A 17,612-nucleotide genomic window follows, 5' to 3' on the forward strand; every position below is an offset into this window, starting at 1 on the left:
AAGAATTCTCTCAAGGTTTCATTATAAAGAAAACGATTAAGAAAAGCAAAAGCAAGTCTTGAATTAATAACTTGTTTAATATAGAAATTTACAAACTCACCCGTTTAAATAAAAAAGGCATGCAAGAACTCTGATTATGTCCTTGCATGCCTATCCATTATTTAAGCTAGTTATTCAAATAATTATACTTCTTGTAATACTTCCTTTTCTTTGGCTTTGGGCACTCTTACATTTAACGTAATCTTGCCTTTTGAAGCACCAATCGTTACTCGGCTGCCAAAATAAATCTCGCCAGACAATAACGCTTCACTCAAACGGTCTTCGACTTCTTTTTGCAAAGCACGACGAATAGGACGTGCACCATATTCTGGATCAAAACCAGATTTACCAATAACATCAATGGCTGCCGGTGTAATTTTGAGCTGAATATCTTGTTCTTCCATCCGTTTAACGACTGATTTACTCATAATTTTTACAATTTCATGAATTTCATCTTCTTCTAACGAACGGAACACGACAGTTTCATCAACGCGGTTCAAGAATTCTGGACGAAAAGCTTTTTTCAGTTCTTCTAAAATTCGCTTTTGCATGGCTTCATGGTCTTGTTTAATATCTACCACATTAAAACCAACGTTTGTTTCTTCACGCAATTCTTGAGCGCCGATATTTGAAGTCATAATCAAAATCGTATTGCGAAAATCAACGGCTCGTCCTTTTGAATCCGTCAATTGACCATCATCCAGTACTTGCAATAAGGTATTGAAAACGTCCGGATGTGCCTTTTCAACTTCATCAAGTAGAATAACTGAATAAGGTTTAGAGCGAACTTTTTCTGTTAATTGACCGCCTTCATCATAGCCCACATAGCCTGGAGGTGAACCAATCAAACGACTCGTACTGTATTTTTCCATATATTCACTCATATCCACCCGAATCATAGCATCTTCTGTTCCAAACATTGCATCAGCTAATGCTTTAGCTAATTCGGTTTTCCCAACTCCAGTGGGACCTAAGAACATAAAAGAACCAATAGGTCGGTTAGGATCTTTTAATCCACTACGAGCACGACGGATAGCACGAGCAACTGCACTAACTGCTTCATCTTGGCCAATAACTCGTTCATGTAAAACTTTTTCTAAGTCTAATAAACGTTCGCTTTCTTTTTTCTCCATTTGTTCCAATGGTACACCTGTCCATTGTGAAACCACAGCTGCAACGTCTTCTTCTGTTACTTTATCAGTAAAACCAGAAGCGGCTTTAGCTTCTTTATAAGAAACATCTTGCAATTGTTTGTTCAAAGCTTGTTCTTGTATACGTAAGCTAGCTGCTTTTTCAAAATTTTGGTTTCTGATGGCGGCTTCTTTTTCTTCTACAATTGCCAATATTTGATCTTGCACAACCGCTGTTTCAGATACTTCATCAGATTGATCCAAACGAACTTTGGCAGCTGATTCATCCATCAAGTCAATTGCTTTATCTGGTAATTGCCGTCCGTTGATATAACGAACAGAAAGCTGTACACAAGCCTGTAATGCTTCATCAGTAATTTCTACATTATGATGCTTTTCATAGCGGGCACGTAGACCTCTTAAAATTTCTACTGCTTCATCAGGCGTTGATTCGTCTACTTGCACTCTAGCAAAACGACGCTCTAACGCAGAATCTTTTTCGATATATTTTTGATATTCATCAGAAGTTGTCGCTCCGATAGTTTGCAGCTCGCCTCTAGCTAAGGCTGGTTTTAAAATATTGGAGGCATCAATCGCACCTTCTGCGCCTCCTGCACCAATCAAAGTATGCAATTCATCAATAAACAAAATAATTTGTCCATCTTGATAAATTTCGTCAATAATTTTTTTCATTCGATCTTCAAACTCACCACGGTATTTCGTACCCGCAACTAACGCACCCATATCAAGCATCATCAGTCGTTTTGTTTGCATATCTTGCGGAACTTCTCCGTTAATAATCTTTTGGGCTAGTCCTTCAGCAATTGCTGTTTTACCAACACCTGGTTCACCTACTAGAGCCGGATTATTTTTGGTGCGTCGACTTAATATTTGAATTAACCGTTTCACTTCTTTACTGCGACCGACCACTGGATCCAACCGTTTTTCACGTGCTAGTTTCGTTAAATCACGTGCTAGTGAATCTAAGGTTGGCGTACCTTCTTGTGCTTGTTGCTGTCTGCTTTGGACTGGACGACGACGATTAACTCCATTAGTCCCTTTATTTTGGTTCACACCCATTTTTTTCTTCAATAATTGGCGCATTTTAGCTAAACTTAATCCTAAATTCAGCATGATACGAGAAGCTAAAATCTCTTCGTCACGTAACAGCCCTAAAAGCAAGTGTTCAGTACCAACTTGTGGTGAACCTAGTCGCTTAGCTTCATCGCCTGCATAAGCAAAAATTTGCCTAGCTCGCGGCGAATAAGGCAAATAACCATTTACTGGATAACTAGTCATGGTACCATAACCCGTTAGGTGTTCAATTTCTTCGCGAATATCCTCTTCATTAACATTCATTTCACGTAAAGTTTTACCAGCAATGCCGTTAGGCTCGATTAACAAAGCCAACAAAATGTGCTCTGAGCCTACGGTTTGATGTTTAAAACGTTTAGCTTCTTCTTGCGCAATTTGCAAGACGTCTTTAGCACGCTGTGTAAATAATTCATCCATAAATTTTCACTTCCAATCTTCATAATTCGTAACTTAATCGTTCTAATATCCCGTGCATGATATTTGCTCGCATATTTTCTTCTTTAACAGATTTTCCTAAAACGACTTTACTGATGGTCACTAATAATAAATTACCTTCTCTTTTGGAAAGAATCCCTTCTTCGTATAATTTTTGAATGATTGCTATAGCATCTTTTTCTGAGAGTATTTGGTCGAATAATTGATTCACTTGTTCTAAAAATTGATGATAATTGGAGACTTGAACTTTTTCAATTCGAATATAGCCACCACCGCCTCGTTTACTTTCAACAGTATAGCCCCGTTGTACAGTAAACCGTGTATTAATGACATAATTGATTTGCGAAGGTACACAATTAAATAAATCTGCCATCTCAGCGCGACGAATTTCAATCATCTCGCTTTCTTCCAGAATCTTTTTCAAATAGGCTTCAATCATATCAGAAGTATTTTGATGACTCATCTGCTCGTGACCCTCCTTTGACTATTATTGACCTTTATTATAACGGATTTTTTAGCTCTTGGAAAGAAGAAGGACTTGTTATAATCAAAGACTTAGCAAAAAAATAAAAGACGACCGATGTTATTTTGCTATCGCTCGTCTTTTATTAGAATTAAGGGACTTGTACAGTATCAGCTTTATCTATATCTTGACTGACCTTATCTTCGTCATCACGTTGAACGGTAATTGTTGCTTCTTCTCCTTCTTCTACTGTAATAGGAACTTCGATTGTTTCACTATCATCTTCTGAATCTAAAACGATCTGTTCATACTGTTCGTCATCATGATCCATATCTGTAAGCCAAACGGTGATTGTCTGACTTGCCGAATCATCTTCGTCTTCATTGTCCTCGTCGTCTCCATCACCTTTAAAAGAAGCTTCTACATCTACCGTAAAACTCTTGGTTTCTGGCTCTTCCTCTTCTTCTTCACCTTTTGAAACAACCATGCTTACCGTACTTCCTTTATCTTCGGTTGAACCAGCAGATGGATCAGTGCTAATGACATCTCCTTCTTCAACTGAATCGTCAAATTCTTCTTCTTTTTCCACTTCAAAGCCGGCGTCTTTCAAGCTTTTTTCTGCTTCTGCCTCAGAATCCCCTTCTACATCAGGCACATCTACTTGTTCAGTCCCCGCGCTCACAGAAAAGACGATGGTGGTTTCACCTGGAATAACTTCTTCGCCTTCGCTAGGTGTTTGACCGATAATCGTCCCACTCGTTTGATCACTATAGCTTTGCTGGACCTCGACAGAATTATCTCCTAATCCCATCCCTCGCAAACTATTCTTAGCAGCATCTTCTGTACTACCCACAAAGTTAACCATAGATACCGGCGCAGGCCCTTGACTTACCACAAACGATACTTCAGTTTCTTCAGGTACTACTTCTTCACCTGCATCTGGGCTTTGGCTAATGATTTGCCCGGCTGGTACCGAATCATCAAATTCTTCTTCTGAGGAAATATTACTCTCTTTGAATTCTAATTCTTTTAATTTGTCTAAGGCATCATCATACGTTTGTTCTGTATAATCATCCATTTCTACTTCTGGACTACCAGAGCTGATATACAAAATAACTTCGTGAGTTCGTCTGACCTCAGCGCCTTCTTCTGGATTCGTCTTGACAATACGTCCTTCGTCTTGGTCATCACTAGGATATTCCCTTGTCTGATCGGCTGCCTGTAACCCACTTTCACGTAACTTTTCTCTAGCCGCAGATTCTGTTAACCCAGCGACTTCCGGAATAGCTACTTCCCCTCTCGAACCAGCAGAGGAAAGATACGTGCCTAAGCCGATCATAGCTAGTAATACGACTAAAATTGCTAAAAAAAGTAACCATTTTTTCTTTGGTTTTTTGGGCTTTTTTTCTTCTTTTGCTTCAGCCGCGTCCTCTTCTTTTTTAGAAGACACAGTATCTGTGATAGGCGTCAGCGCTTTTGTTTCGTTTGTCATTGCTTGTGGATGCCAAGGCGCCTCATTTCTTCGCTCAGGTGACAAAACAGTCTCTAAGTCTTTACTCATTTCTTCTGCACTTTTATAACGATCTGTGGGCTCCTTAGCCGTTGCTTTTAATACAGCATTTTCTAACGGCTGTGGTATGTTTTCATCACGAGAACGCAGCGCCGGAATCTCATCTTGAAAGTGTTTTAAAGCAATTGTTACCGCAGATTCGCCATCAAAGGGCACACTGCCAGTCAACATTTCATATAGAATAATTCCAATGGCATAAATGTCAGACTGGCTCGTTGCCATGCCTCCTCTAGCTTGCTCTGGAGAAAGATAGTGAACCGAGCCTAACATACTATTTGTTTGTGTAATTGAAGTTTCCGACAAAGCAATTGCGATCCCAAAATCGGTGATTTTTACCACGCCTTCTTCATTGAGTAAGATATTTTGTGGCTTTAAATCCCGATGAATAATTCGGTGCTCATGTGCCAAAGCAACGGCAGAAAGAATCTGTTGCATAATATTGATAATGACTGAATAATCCATGGGATAATGGATCTGGATATAGCGTTTTAAGTCCATTCCTTTCACATATTCCATGACTAAATATTGCATTCCATCTTCTTCACCTACATCATAAACAGAAACAATATTAGGATGAACTAATTCTGTAGCTGCTAGTGCTTCTCTTTGAAAGCGGCGAATCGCGTCTTGATCGTTTTGGAAGTCATAACGTAAAACTTTAATTGCTACTTCCCGATCTAAAATCAAATCGTCAGCTAAAAAGACATTGGCCATTCCGCCCATGCCAACATTGCCTTTGATTAAATATCGGCCACTCAATTTTTTGCCAATATCAAGCATCAGCAGCACCTCCAAAATCGATCATAAGTACAGTAATATTATCGACACCGCCATGATCGTTTGCTGTATCAATCATTTTTTCGACCGCTTCATCAGTAGTCGAACTAGACAAAATAAATTGGGCAATCTCATCTTCAGAAACCATGTTGGTCAAACCATCTGAGCACAAAAGTATACATTTTTTACTATCAATCAAATGAGTAGAAATATCTACTTCAATTGATCCAGGCATACCGACACTCCGTGTAACGATATTTTTTTGCGGATGGTTCGCAGCCATTTCTTTTGAAATTTCGCCCGTTTTTACTAATTCATTCACCAATGAGTGATCTTCTGTTAGTTGCATTAACCGTTGACCCATTAATGTATAAATACGGCTATCGCCTACATGTGCAATTGTAAAATCTTTTTCAAAAACTGCTGCCGCTTCAATAGTCGTTCCCATTCCAGCAAATTCAGGAGTGGCTTGGCCCTTTTGGTAAATTGCCGTATTTTCTTCTTGAATTGTTTTGATTAACCATTTAGCAGCTTTTTCACTATCAGAAATTTTGGTTTTTTTCCACTGGTCGCCAATTTCATTGACCGCTGTTTTACTAGCAACATCTCCAGCTTGGTGACCGCCCATTCCGTCAGCCAACATTGCAAGCGTATAATCTTTTTTATTTTTGAATACACCAACGTAATCTTGATTGGCACTTCGTATTTTTCCTACATTGCTTTGAAAACTGATTTTCATTGCTTTCACCTCATCGTTTTTTCCGTAAACAACTGATAAAAAAGCCGTCAGTATAATACTGATGCGGGTATATTGTTACCATCTTATCGTGTAAGCTAGGTTTCAATTGTTTGTTTAGTGGAACTTCCATTCGTTCAAATTCAGCATGTTTTTGCAAAAATTGGTCGATCACTTGTTGATTTTCTTCAGTTAAAATCGTACATGTGCTATAAACTAGAATTCCAGAAGGTTTTAATGTTGGTGCAACACTTTCCAGAATCTCTAATTGAATTTGGGCTAATTTAGGTAAATCATCGGGTTTTTTCACATATTTTATATCAGGTTTACGACGCATCAAACCTAAACCTGAACAAGGTGCATCAACTAAAATCCGATCAAAAGATGTTGCAGCAAAAGTATTGCTTACTTTTCTGGCATCCAATTGCCTAGTATTTACCACATCTTCAACTTGCATCCGAGCAGCATTTTCTTTAATCAATTGGATTTTATGTTCATGAATATCGAGCGCGGTCACACGACCATTTTCTTGCGCATCTAAAAAAGAAGCAATATGAGTAGTCTTCCCACCTGGAGCAGAGCAGGCATCTAACACTTGCTGCTGCTTTTCAATTTGTAATGCGGGTGCCACCAGCATAGAGGTTTCATCTTGAACCGTCAATAGCCCTTCTTTAAATAACCGACTTTTACCAACAAACCCCTTTTCTGCTATAATACCATATTCAGAAACTGTACTTTCCGTAGCATCGATTCCTTCTGCTGCTAAACTGTCTAATGCCTCTTCTCGTGAGATTTTACGTGTATCCACTCGCAGACTCACATGACTGGGTGAAAATAAAGAAAGGCCTAATTGTTTTGTTTGTTCGAATCCAATTTCTTCTGTCAGTCTTTCGGTTAGCCATTTTGGCATACTAATTTGAGTAGCTAGCCGATTTATTGGATCACTTATTTGAGAAGGATCTGGCAGCCCTTGACGTTTAACGTTACGCAAAATACCATTAACGAATTTACCAATCCCTGCATTCCCTCGAACTTTGGCAATTTCGACTGCTTCATTTAAAACCGCATGGTCCGGGACGCGGTCAAGATAATAAAGTTGGTATAATGATAGTTCTAACAGTAACTTTACCCAAGCGTCTACTTTTTTGGCTTTAGCAATAAAGGGCTGTAAATAAAATTCAAGTAATAACTGCCGACTAACCGTTCCATATACCAGCTCGGTCAATAATCGACTATCTTGATCGCTAAGTTGCCCTTTTTCAATTTCTTCTTTTAAAAGAAGATTAGAATAGGCGCCACCCTTTTGGATTCTTTCTAACGCTTGCAGTGCAGCATAACGAACCGTTTTCTTAGCATCATATTTCATTTTGACCCACCTGTTCGCCCACCATTACTTTTTGTCCTGTGCCATTTAAAAATTCCGATATTTTTTGCTTAGCTTTCCCGGCCGGTTGCAGTTCCTCAATGGCTAGGACAGTTTGCTGAGCGCATGCAATCCATAATTGGCTCTTAGTACGACGAATAATCGTTCCTGGTTGCTCCCTTGATGTTTCTTCTAAAGGAGAAACATCCCAAATTTTCCAACGACTGCCTTGATAGGTCGTATAGGCAATGGGCCATGGACGCATTCCTCTTACTTTTTGATCAATCTCCTGAGCCGTTTGTTCCCAATTAATTGCTTCTTGTTCTCGTTTGATATTAGGTGCAAAACTAACCTGTTCTTCATCTTGGGCAACTGAACGTAATGACCCAGCAAGAATTTGTGGTAATGTTTTAAGCAGCAGGTCACGTCCTACAAAACTTAATTTAGTAAACATCGCTCCTACATCATCATCACTCTTAATTGGTATTGCTTTTTGCGCATAAATGCCGCCTGCGTCCATTTTTTTAACCATATCCATAATTGAAACGCCAGTTTCCTCTTCACCATTTATAATCGCATAATGGACCGGTGCACCGCCGCGATATTTGGGCAACAATGAAGCATGAACATTAAGCGCACCATGGGCTGGAATTTGCAATAATTTTTCGGGTAAAAATTGACCAAACGCTGCTGTAATAATTACATCAGGCTGCAAAGTTGCAATTTCTTCCATTTCTTTTGAACCACTGATTTTTTCAGGTTGTAAAACTGAAATACCCAGTTCTAAAGCCTTATTTTTAACAGGAGAAGCAATGATGTTCTTCTTACGACCCACAGGACGGTCAGGTTGAGTAACGACCGCAGCTACTTCATAACCAGCAGTTACTAATCCTTCTAAAATAGGTACAGAAAATTCTGGGGTTCCCATAAATACAATTTTCGTCATTTTTATTCTCCTTTAAATAAAGTTTACTGGTTCATTGTCAATTGCTACATATAAACCTTTTCGTTGATCTTTTTGTGATTCATTGAGTATTTGTTTCAGCATTTGAGAAAGTGCGGGTTCTTTTTTATATTTTATAACCATCTGATATTGATAACGGTTCTTCACCCGCGCAATCGAAGCCGGAGTAGGACCTAAAAGAATACTTTCAGGGCTTAAGCCCGTTTTGACCACTTGGCCAATTTGAAACATTTTTTTAGCAGCTACTTGTTCTTCTTGGTGGCTACAGGTGATTTTCACGGTAAAATAATAAGGTGAATAACTGCTTTGATGCCGCAAAAACATTTCTTGTTCGTAAAAAGTTTCATAATCTTGTTTTTGTGCTAAAACAATCGCGTGATGTTCAGGATTAAAAGTCTGAATAAGCACTTCTCCCGCTTTTTTAGCTCGTCCAGCACGACCTGCGACTTGTGTCAACAACTGAAATGTATGCTCACTTGCACGAAAATCAGGCAGATTCAAGGCCGTATCTGCATTCAATACACCAACCAAAGTAATATTGGGATAATCTAATCCTTTAGCAATCATTTGAGTCCCTAGTAAAATATCTGCTTCTTGAGCGCCAAACTTTTGTAAAATTTGTTCATGTGCACCCTTTCGTCGTGTTGTATCAACGTCCATTCGCAAGATACGAGCTGTTGGAAATAATTCTTGCAATTCTTCTTGTACTTTTTGCGTTCCGGTACCATAGTAACGAATTTTATTACTCCCACATTCTGGACAATGCTGCGGAATCCGCTCTTCATGCCCACAATAATGGCAGCGCATCGTCTTAGTATCCATATGCAAAGTCAATGAAATATCGCAATTAGGACAAGGTAGTACATATCCACAGTCGCGACACATAACAAAGGAAGAATAACCTCTACGGTTTAACATTAAGACAGATTGCTCTTTTTTTTCCAAACGATCAGCAATTTTATTTTGTAAATCTTGCGAGAAATTACTCGTATTTTTTCTTTCATACTCTTCTTTTAAATCAACAACTTCTATACTAGGTAAATTTGCAGCTGGATCTGCCCTTTTGCGCAATAAAAGTAATTGATAAACATTTTTCTGAGCACGGGCGCGCGATTCCAAGGAAGGCGTCGCACTTCCTAGTACTACCGGACAATGATGGTAGTTTCCACGCCAAATTGCTAAGTCTCTGGCATGGTAACGTGGCGCTTCATCTTGTTTATAAGAAGATTCGTGTTCTTCGTCAACAATAATAACACCAATATTCTCCAGTGGAGCAAAGATAGCTGAGCGAGCGCCCACAACTACTTGAGCTTCGCCGCGTTCAATCTTGCGCCACTCATCATAGCGTTCCCCTTGGCTTAGTCCACTGTGTAATACAGCTACTGCTTCACCTAAGCGGCTTTTAAAACGTTCTACCATCTGAGGTGTCAATGCAATTTCTGGCACCAACATAATCGCCGTTTTGCCTTTATCCAAAACAGTTGAAATCGTCTGCAGATATACTTCTGTTTTTCCGCTTCCCGTGATTCCTTCTAACAAAAATACATCATCATTAGCCTTTTCTTCAGCTGCAAGAACCGCTGTTACAGCCTGTTGCTGCTCTTGATTTAACGCTAGTGCTGCTGTCTTTTTAAAGGTTCTTCCTTGATAAGGGTCACGGTAGGCCTCTACCTCTTCAAAAGATAACCACCCCTTCTTTTCTCCTTGTTTCAATACAGTTGAAGTTATCCCTTGTTTAGTGTAAAAAGCTGCCGGCTGATGAGCATTCACTTTTAATAATTCCACTAGTTGTTTTTGACGCAATGCTCGTTGGTTTATTTGTTGATCAATATCTGCTCCATTATTTTGAGTCAATCGGCTATTAACATAGCGAATTTTTTTTACCTTATTTTTCTTTTTAACCACATAACGAAGCTCCACAATATTTTCTTGTCTTAGCTTCTTTAGTTGCTTTAGTATGCCCAACTTTTCTGCTTCTTGCCAATCAATTTCATCGCTTTGCGAGAAATATTGTTGTTTAATCGGATGTGAAGGATCTTTTAATACTATTTTTTTTTCATATTCAGCTTTCATTACGCTTGGCAACATCGTTTGAAGACAAGTGATCTTAAAAGCATAGGTTGTCTCTTTCATATAATCTGCTAAAGCTAACAGTTCTTGGTTCAAAACAGGAGACAAATCTAACATGCGGATAATTGGTTTAAGTTTTTCTGGATATGTACTTGTTTGCTTCAATACTGTCACAAAGCCTTGGATATGACGATTTCCTTCGCCAAAAGGAACTTCTACCCGCATCCCTACTTCAATGACATCAGATAGTTCTTCTGGCACAATATAGGTAAACGGCTGATCCGTCTGCATTGTTGGCACATCTACAATAACTTCAGCAAATAATGTCATGTCGATTTCTCCTTTCTGATCTATTTTACTAAAAAACCACGTGTTTGTCTCTATTGTCTAATAAAATTAAGATTTGACGGCCTCTTTTCGGTTATTTAACTGTTATTTTTAAAAGAATAGGACAGTAATATCGGTAAAGACAAAACAAAAATACCCGAACTATATTTGACGAGATTCGCTCCTTGTCTTAAATTACGACAAGGACCTGCTAAAATGCAGGAGTAATCTCTCTATAGTTCGGATATTTTATTCTTAAAAAGACTTATATCACAGCCTTTAATAGATTAAGATCTATTATCTTCGCGGATACGATCTTCTAAGTCCTTTTGTTCCTGTTCTTTTTGTGCTTGTTTTTCTTCTTCTTGCATTTGTAATCTAGCACGTTTTAATTCAGGATTTGGATCATTGACGACCGTTTGTGCATCAATTTCTTCTAAGGCTTTCCCAACATTTTTAACTGAATCAAACTGATCTAAAGTTGGATTTGCACCCTCATCTAATTCATGAGCGCGTTTACTAGCCAATAGTACCAATGAATACTTGGAATTAACCGATTCGAGTAATGAATCGATTGAAGGTTTTAACATCATAATATTACAACTCCTCTAACATTTTTCTATATTTTCCAATGACACGTTCGACTCGAAAATGTTCACTTGAAATAATACTTTTAATTCTTTCTACTGCCTTGGGCACTTCATCATTGACGACTGCATAATCATAAGAAGCCATCATTTCAATCTCTTCTCTTGCAACTTTCATACGCTCATCGATGGTATCCTCTGAATCAGTACCACGGCCGGTGATTCTCAAACGTAACTCGGCCAAATCAGGTGGCGTTAAAAAGATAAACACCCCATCTGGCACTTTTTCTTTCACCTGCAAAGCTCCCTGAACTTCAATTTCTAAAAAAACATCCTTGCCTTTATCCAACGTTTTTTGTACGTAAGGTAAAGGTGTACCATAGTAATTACCTACATATTCAGCGTATTCCAGCATCTGTCCTTTTTTAATCATCTGCTCGAATTCTTTTTTTGTGCGAAAGTAATAGTCTTCTCCCTCAATTTCTCCGATCCGCTGGTTGCGGGTGGTCATAGAAATCGAATATTGAAAGTCATTATCTTCACTATCAAATATTGCTTTGCGAACTGTTCCTTTTCCGACTCCGGAAGGACCAGATAAAACAATCAATAATCCCCGCTCTGTCATAATGACGTCCTTTCCCTATTGGTCTTGCTTAACGTCTATTTTGCACTTTTTTTCAGCAACTTTCAAGAATAACTTTATTATAACGGGTTGTACGGTAAAAAACTAGTTTAACATCTTTTTTTAATTGAAACGTTGTTTGTTCGGAAATATCACAGAAATTTTTTGTTTATTTTTATTAAAGGATAACTAATAAGCTTACTTCAAAAATAAAATTATGCTTTACATCGCTGCTACTGCTTGTTTTAACGCCTCAAATTCTTCATTACTTAATGTGATTCCTTTGCCCATCTTTTCATGTTCAGGACTCCAGTCACGTAAATCAAACTTAGGCGGCCGGCCATTCCAACTAACAATATTCAATTCCTTGCGCCAGCCTTTCGCATTTTCTGATAAAACCGCAACTTCTTCTAGGATTTCATACGAAAAATCTTTTGCCATTTGCTTTCCCTCTTTTCTTTTTATTCAACGTTCATTATTAATTACGCATTTTTTGGTTCTTTCTTTTGTAAAAATCGAAAAAATTTTACTGTAATAAATAAAACCGCAGATTTTTCAACAAACCAACTAGGAATTTCCGTTTCCTTTTCTAAAAGTTCGTTAATAGTTACAAATTGATTCTTTTTGGAAAGCAAGAAATATTCTTTATGATAAACTTCGACCCATTCGGTAAAAGAAAGCGCTGCTTCTACTGGTGGGTAGGTTTTTTCTCTTGCAGTAGTAAGTGCAGTCACAAACTGGTCTTTTGTATAGACTTTGTCAGGTAGAAGCGACAAAAAGCGTCCCATTAGTTCAACAAATGCCATCCCAACTTGTTCTAAAGGAACTTTTTTAGCATAAAGTTTATAAAATTTATGCCAAAAACTCCTCTCTTGCAGCCAAGCATATTCATGGTCTGGCAATTTTGAGATAAACAATTGCCAATCTGTTTGCCAATTCGTTTCGTTGGTAAAAGTATACCAAAAACCGGTGTAGTGATGAAAATATTTCATCGTTTCTAAATACCCTAATTGTTCATTTATTGTAGACCGTTTACTATCAAAAATCAAAAAACTCCCCAACGACCAGGGGGAACGAAGAGTGAGGTTGGCAACATCTTCTGGTACAGTGGTTTTCTTACGAATACCTGGGCCCTTTGCATCCATACAGATGCATTCTGTTGCTCCATGTGAAAGTGCTACATCCATTGGGAAATCATTGCGGTAACCTCCGTCAATATAATCCTCTCCTTTGATCTGTATCGGCTGCATCGCTGGAAAAAAAGCTGCCGAAGCTACTAACCATTCCCACGACTGCTTAACTGGTCCAACAGCAACGACCTTTTCCTTTAAGCCCCGCAAACGTGTCGTGCATATAAATAATTGTGCGGGAAACTCTGCCCATTTCTTCGCATCCAATGTATGACGTAGCAATTCTTGCAGTGGCCGAGCGCTGATCCCTTGTTCTTTAAGTGCTGATATGCTAAGCGAACGGAGTTGGCGAACTAACTGATGGAAGGAATGGTTATCAGCAGCAGCTTTAGGAAATGCTAGAATTTGTTCCGTACTGATTTGATACCAAAGCTGTTGGGCTTTCTTTTCATCATTCATCATCATAAGGGCCGCGTTTAGCGCACCCACAGAAGTAGCTGCAATCAATTCAAAAGTGATGCCTAATTCTTTTAATGCCCGCCAAGCACCAATCTGATACGCACCCCGCGCACCGCCACCACTTAAAACTAGTGCTGTATGATAATATAACTTTTTTGTTAATCCTTCTTGGTCTTGTTGGTAACCTTGAGAGATTAGCTCAGTCAGTATGGTTTCTTTAGCTGAAAAAGAAAGCGTCACTGTCTGAACAAATCGACTACGAGCAAATACATCGATAGCTTGTAAGATCGTATTCCAAGAAGTGTGTTCAAGTGGTCCACACAAAATATTTGTGACCTTTATTTGTCTATCCTCTAACTTTACGTTGAAAAAAATAAGCTGTTTTTGTACAACCGTGTACCAACAATGTTCTTCGTAAACAGCTTGAGCCATGTCCTTTTTAGCAGCAGAATGAGTGGCATAAAAAGGAAAAATCAACTTTGTATTATGCAAAAGAGCGGGTTTTTTATTAAGCATGGAAACATACAATTTTTTAAATTTCACCAGGTTAACCCCCTAAAAAGAAACTGAAGTTATCACTTAGTTATTATTATAAGCTTTCCATTAAATATTTGAAAGCGCATTAGGTAAGTATCTATATTACTTTGTGTAATAAACATTTAAACGAAACGAAACAAGCATTTTTCTAAAATTTATTGTAAAATATAAGTAGACGGAGTTGGGAAAAGGAGGGACATTTGTAATGGTTGATTTTATCTATGTACATATTGACAACATCAGCAATGCCGTTTTGACCCAAGGTTTTTCTGCCACTGATTTTCATCAAGGAATCGTTCATCACCCGCAAAACCTATTGTTATTAGACCCTTCTAGTGAACTCGGTGAATATGAAGCGCACACCGCCATGAAAACCATCCGTGGCAGCGAAGCCGTCAAAAACTATTTTCAAACAGCGGATAAAAAAAGAGTCACCGGCACCAATAAATGGATTGATTTTACTGATATCATGATGTTAAAAGAGTTAACTCCTACAGAAATTTCCGAGTTGTTGTATTTTGGTCATATGAAGTCTCATCTTCATTCACCTTTTTTTTATAAATTACAAAATAACTTTGCTTATTTTGATCTACAGGAGGAACTTTCACGCGTTTACTATCGTTATCTAGACGAATTTTATCAAGTTTTATCAAAGAAACTCACCCACCTGGTATCAGAAGTCTTAAATTCAAGACGTTCTCTTTTCCAAAAAAACAAAGCTATTGAACCCTTACCACTTCAAATTGTCAAAACGCTGAGTGATATTATGAAAGAAGGGTTGGTCTTTTCTTTCAAACAAACAGAGATTCAAAATAAAAAATATCAGATCCCTCTATTTTTAGTTGAAGATACTCATATTCGCATGGGGAACCCAACTTTTAAAAATGATGCACTTATTGGATACTTAACTTATTATACTTCTAAAAACATGTGGGACTTGGATATCAATAAAGAAGATTTGGACTTGTGGACCTTACCAAATACAACACATTAAATAGAAAAAAGGCGGATCATAAATGACACGCCTTTTTTATTATTCTACAATCTCTTTTACCGTTATTTCTTCACTCAATTTCGCCCAATGATTGGTCGGACCATGCCCAGAACCAACTGAAATGCCCTCTTCTATAGCACCTTGGATAAATTTTTTAGCTATGATGACTGCTTCTTTAAAGGTGCTATTTTTAGCTAGTTCTGCTGTTATACAAGAAGAAAACGTATCTCCCGTGCCATGGGTATTTTTTGTTTGAATACGCGGCGCACTCAGTTGAAAAGATGATTTATCTTCCATTAATACAAAATCTGTCGCTTCTTTACCATCTGAATGGCCGCCTTTAATGATAACGTTTCTTGCGCCCATCTTTTGTAAAGTAGCGGCTGCTTTGCTAATCTCTTCTTTATTTCTTATCTTACTTCCCGTTAGAACTTCAGCTTCCGGTAAATTTGGAGTAATAGCATAGGCTTGTGGCACAAGTTCTGTTTTAATTGTTTGAATGGCTTCTTTTTGTAGTAAAGGATGTCCTCCTTTAGCAACCATAACAGGATCTACAATTAACGGCCCAAATGAAAAATTTCGATAATTGTCAGCAACTGCTTGTACATGATCTTGGTCAAACAACATGCCTGTTTTAGCTGCTTGAATCTGAAAATCATCTGCTAAAGAAGCAAATTGAGCATTAATAAAAGAGCAAGGGATCGGCAAACTTTCTTGCACCCCTTGAGTATTTTGAGCTGTCAGTGCGACCAGAATACTCATGCCAAAGACTTTTCTAGCTTGAAATGTTTTTAAATCTGCTTGAATACCTGCGCCTCCGCCCGAATCTGATCCTGCAATTGTTACAACTTGCGGTGTTTGCATCTAATCTCCCTCCAATTGAGCAAATTTATCTTTCATTTGACGAACTTTTTGGCCAATATTCTTAGCTTGCATGATTTCGCTTACCACAGCGATCCCCTGGATTCCTGTATGTTCAAATTCTGCGATTCGCTCTTCTGTTATACCACCGATAGCAACCACAGGAATCGATACTTGCTGAGTAATTTGTTGCAGTGTTTCTAACGAAGTAGCCTTGGTTGTTACTTTAGTGGTCGTTGGAAATATCGCCCCTACCCCTAAATAATCTGCTCCTGCTGCTTCTACCTTTTTCGCCTGAGCTACACTTTTGACAGAAACGCCTAGGATTTTATCTCCGATAATTTTTCTAGTCACAGCTGTTGGTAATTCATCATCACCAATATGCACCCCAGCAGCGTCAACTGCTAAACAAATATCTGCCCGGTCATCAATAATCAATGGAATTTGGTAACGGTCCGTCACTTGTTTCACTTTTTTTGCTAACTCATAATAAGCACACGTTGTGAGCTCTTTTTCTCGTAATTGTACCAATGTCATACCATTTTCACAGGCTTCTTCAATTTTTTGTAAAAATACTTCTTCTGTCTCTTCATAACGAGCAGTGACTAAATATAAATTCAGGTCTGCTTTCATTGCTTTCTTCCTTTCGTTTGGTTGAACCAGTTTTGATTTAACGTTTTTAAAAGGGATAATTGGTTTAACGTTTCATGACGAAAGTCTGCCAAACCGTATACTGGCCCTAGATTCTCACTAGTATATTCACCACAAATATTCAAATAGCTAAGAGCAAAAATGACAGCTGATAAGTTATCAATTTGTTCTCCCAGTAAAGCTGCAATCAGTGCGCCTAAAAGATCCCCGCTTCCGATAAAACGTTGCAGTTCCTCTACACCGTTTTCCATAACCCAGGTACCTTTTTTTGAAACAATCACATCTTTTTTCCCGGTTGCAAGATAAGTAACAGCCGGATCTTGCTGTTTTAAAGCCCCAATCAACTCTTCTAACTCATCTTCTGATTGATCAGACGAGCTACTATCGACGCCCTTGCCTGTTGTTTTAAGACCACAAAACGCACGCATTTCTGAAATATTCCCTTTTAAAACATTAGGTTTTTGCCTAGCCAGTTGTTGCGCTAATTGTTGCGCTATGGGTGCACTTGTCGCGCCCACAATATCAACCACAAATGATTTTTCTTCTTTTGCCATTTTTGCAGCTGTCAAAAGTGTATTTTCTCTTTCCTTCGATAGGCTGCCAAGATTCAGCAGCAAACTATCCGTTTGCTTAAAAAGAGCGGGAAATTCCCTAACGTCATTAGTCATAATTGGTTGAGCATCGATATATAACAACGCATTTGCCATTGTCTCTATAGTGACATTGTTTGTTATACAATGAACCAACGGAGATTGCCTTAGTGGAAATACTTCTCTTGCCATTTCTGCAAAATGTTTCATCT

General features: G+C 38.4%; 15 protein-coding genes. 1 reads left to right on the forward strand and 14 read right to left on the reverse strand.

Annotation, left to right across the window (positions count from 1 at the left end):
• Window positions 1–182: 182 nt before the first annotated feature.
• From C7K43_RS10165 to C7K43_RS10215, 11 genes are all read right to left on the reverse strand, one after another.
• Window positions 183–2,681 (reverse strand): ATP-dependent Clp protease ATP-binding subunit, encoded by a 2,499-nt coding sequence (locus C7K43_RS10165; RefSeq protein ID WP_124006742.1) that lies wholly within the window; start codon window positions 2,679–2,681, stop codon window positions 183–185.
• A gap of 19 nt (window positions 2,682–2,700) precedes the next feature.
• Window positions 2,701–3,162, reverse strand: a complete 462-nt coding sequence (locus tag C7K43_RS10170) for a CtsR family transcriptional regulator (RefSeq protein WP_103891934.1) — start codon at window positions 3,160–3,162, stop codon at window positions 2,701–2,703.
• A 151-nt stretch (window positions 3,163–3,313) separates the two neighbouring features.
• Window positions 3,314–5,512 (reverse strand): Stk1 family PASTA domain-containing Ser/Thr kinase, encoded by a 2,199-nt coding sequence (gene pknB / locus C7K43_RS10175; RefSeq protein WP_124006743.1) that lies wholly within the window; start codon window positions 5,510–5,512, stop codon window positions 3,314–3,316.
• Window positions 5,505–6,248 carry a Stp1/IreP family PP2C-type Ser/Thr phosphatase gene (locus C7K43_RS10180; RefSeq protein ID WP_124006744.1) on the reverse strand — a complete coding sequence of 248 codons (744 nt, stop codon included), beginning with the start codon at window positions 6,246–6,248 and terminating at the stop codon, window positions 5,505–5,507. Before C7K43_RS10180 ends, pknB begins: the two co-directional genes overlap by 8 nt.
• Before the next feature lie 10 nt (window positions 6,249–6,258).
• Window positions 6,259–7,611, reverse strand: a complete 1,353-nt coding sequence (gene rsmB / locus C7K43_RS10185; RefSeq protein WP_124006745.1) for a 16S rRNA (cytosine(967)-C(5))-methyltransferase RsmB — start codon at window positions 7,609–7,611, stop codon at window positions 6,259–6,261.
• A complete protein-coding gene (gene fmt, locus C7K43_RS10190; RefSeq protein WP_124006746.1) occupies window positions 7,601–8,554 on the reverse strand; it encodes a methionyl-tRNA formyltransferase in 954 nt (317 codons plus the stop codon). The genes rsmB and fmt overlap by 11 nt, the downstream gene beginning before the upstream one ends.
• Before the next feature lie 12 nt (window positions 8,555–8,566).
• Complete coding sequence (gene priA, locus C7K43_RS10195; RefSeq protein ID WP_124006747.1) at window positions 8,567–10,972, reverse strand: primosomal protein N'; 2,406 nt, start codon at window positions 10,970–10,972, stop codon at window positions 8,567–8,569.
• A gap of 284 nt (window positions 10,973–11,256) precedes the next feature.
• Entirely contained in the window at window positions 11,257–11,562 is a 306-nt protein-coding gene (gene rpoZ, locus C7K43_RS10200; protein WP_124006748.1) for a DNA-directed RNA polymerase subunit omega, read from the reverse strand.
• A 4-nt stretch (window positions 11,563–11,566) separates the two neighbouring features.
• Window positions 11,567–12,181, reverse strand: a complete 615-nt coding sequence (gene gmk / locus C7K43_RS10205; protein ID WP_124006749.1) for a guanylate kinase — start codon at window positions 12,179–12,181, stop codon at window positions 11,567–11,569.
• 219 nt (window positions 12,182–12,400) lie between these two features.
• Window positions 12,401–12,619 carry a YdbC family protein gene (locus C7K43_RS10210; protein ID WP_124006750.1) on the reverse strand — a complete coding sequence of 73 codons (219 nt, stop codon included), beginning with the start codon at window positions 12,617–12,619 and terminating at the stop codon, window positions 12,401–12,403.
• A 41-nt stretch (window positions 12,620–12,660) separates the two neighbouring features.
• Window positions 12,661–14,310, reverse strand: a complete 1,650-nt coding sequence (locus tag C7K43_RS10215) for a patatin-like phospholipase family protein (protein WP_124006751.1) — start codon at window positions 14,308–14,310, stop codon at window positions 12,661–12,663.
• Window positions 14,311–14,509: 199 nt separating this feature from the next.
• On the opposite strand from C7K43_RS10215, the gene C7K43_RS10220 reads away from it, so the two are divergent.
• Window positions 14,510–15,298: a hypothetical protein gene (locus C7K43_RS10220; RefSeq protein ID WP_124006752.1), complete on the forward strand. Its 789-nt coding sequence runs from the start codon at window positions 14,510–14,512 to the stop codon at window positions 15,296–15,298.
• A 39-nt stretch (window positions 15,299–15,337) separates the two neighbouring features.
• Here C7K43_RS10220 and thiD read toward each other — a convergent pair whose 3' ends face one another.
• From thiD to thiM, 3 genes are read right to left on the reverse strand one after another with little or no spacing between them, the layout of a single operon-like run.
• On the reverse strand, window positions 15,338–16,162 hold the full coding sequence (thiD, locus tag C7K43_RS10225) for a bifunctional hydroxymethylpyrimidine kinase/phosphomethylpyrimidine kinase (protein WP_124006753.1): 825 nt from the start codon (window positions 16,160–16,162) through the stop codon (window positions 15,338–15,340).
• Complete coding sequence (thiE, locus tag C7K43_RS10230; RefSeq protein WP_124006754.1) at window positions 16,163–16,792, reverse strand: thiamine phosphate synthase; 630 nt, start codon at window positions 16,790–16,792, stop codon at window positions 16,163–16,165. It abuts the gene before it with no gap.
• Complete coding sequence (gene thiM / locus C7K43_RS10235) at window positions 16,789–17,610, reverse strand: hydroxyethylthiazole kinase (RefSeq protein ID WP_124006755.1); 822 nt, start codon at window positions 17,608–17,610, stop codon at window positions 16,789–16,791. The genes thiE and thiM overlap by 4 nt, the downstream gene beginning before the upstream one ends.
• Between the last annotated feature and the right edge of the window lie 2 nt (window positions 17,611–17,612).

The organism is Tetragenococcus koreensis, from assembly GCF_003795145.1.
In the GTDB taxonomy this organism is placed as follows: domain Bacteria; phylum Bacillota; class Bacilli; order Lactobacillales; family Enterococcaceae; genus Tetragenococcus; species Tetragenococcus koreensis.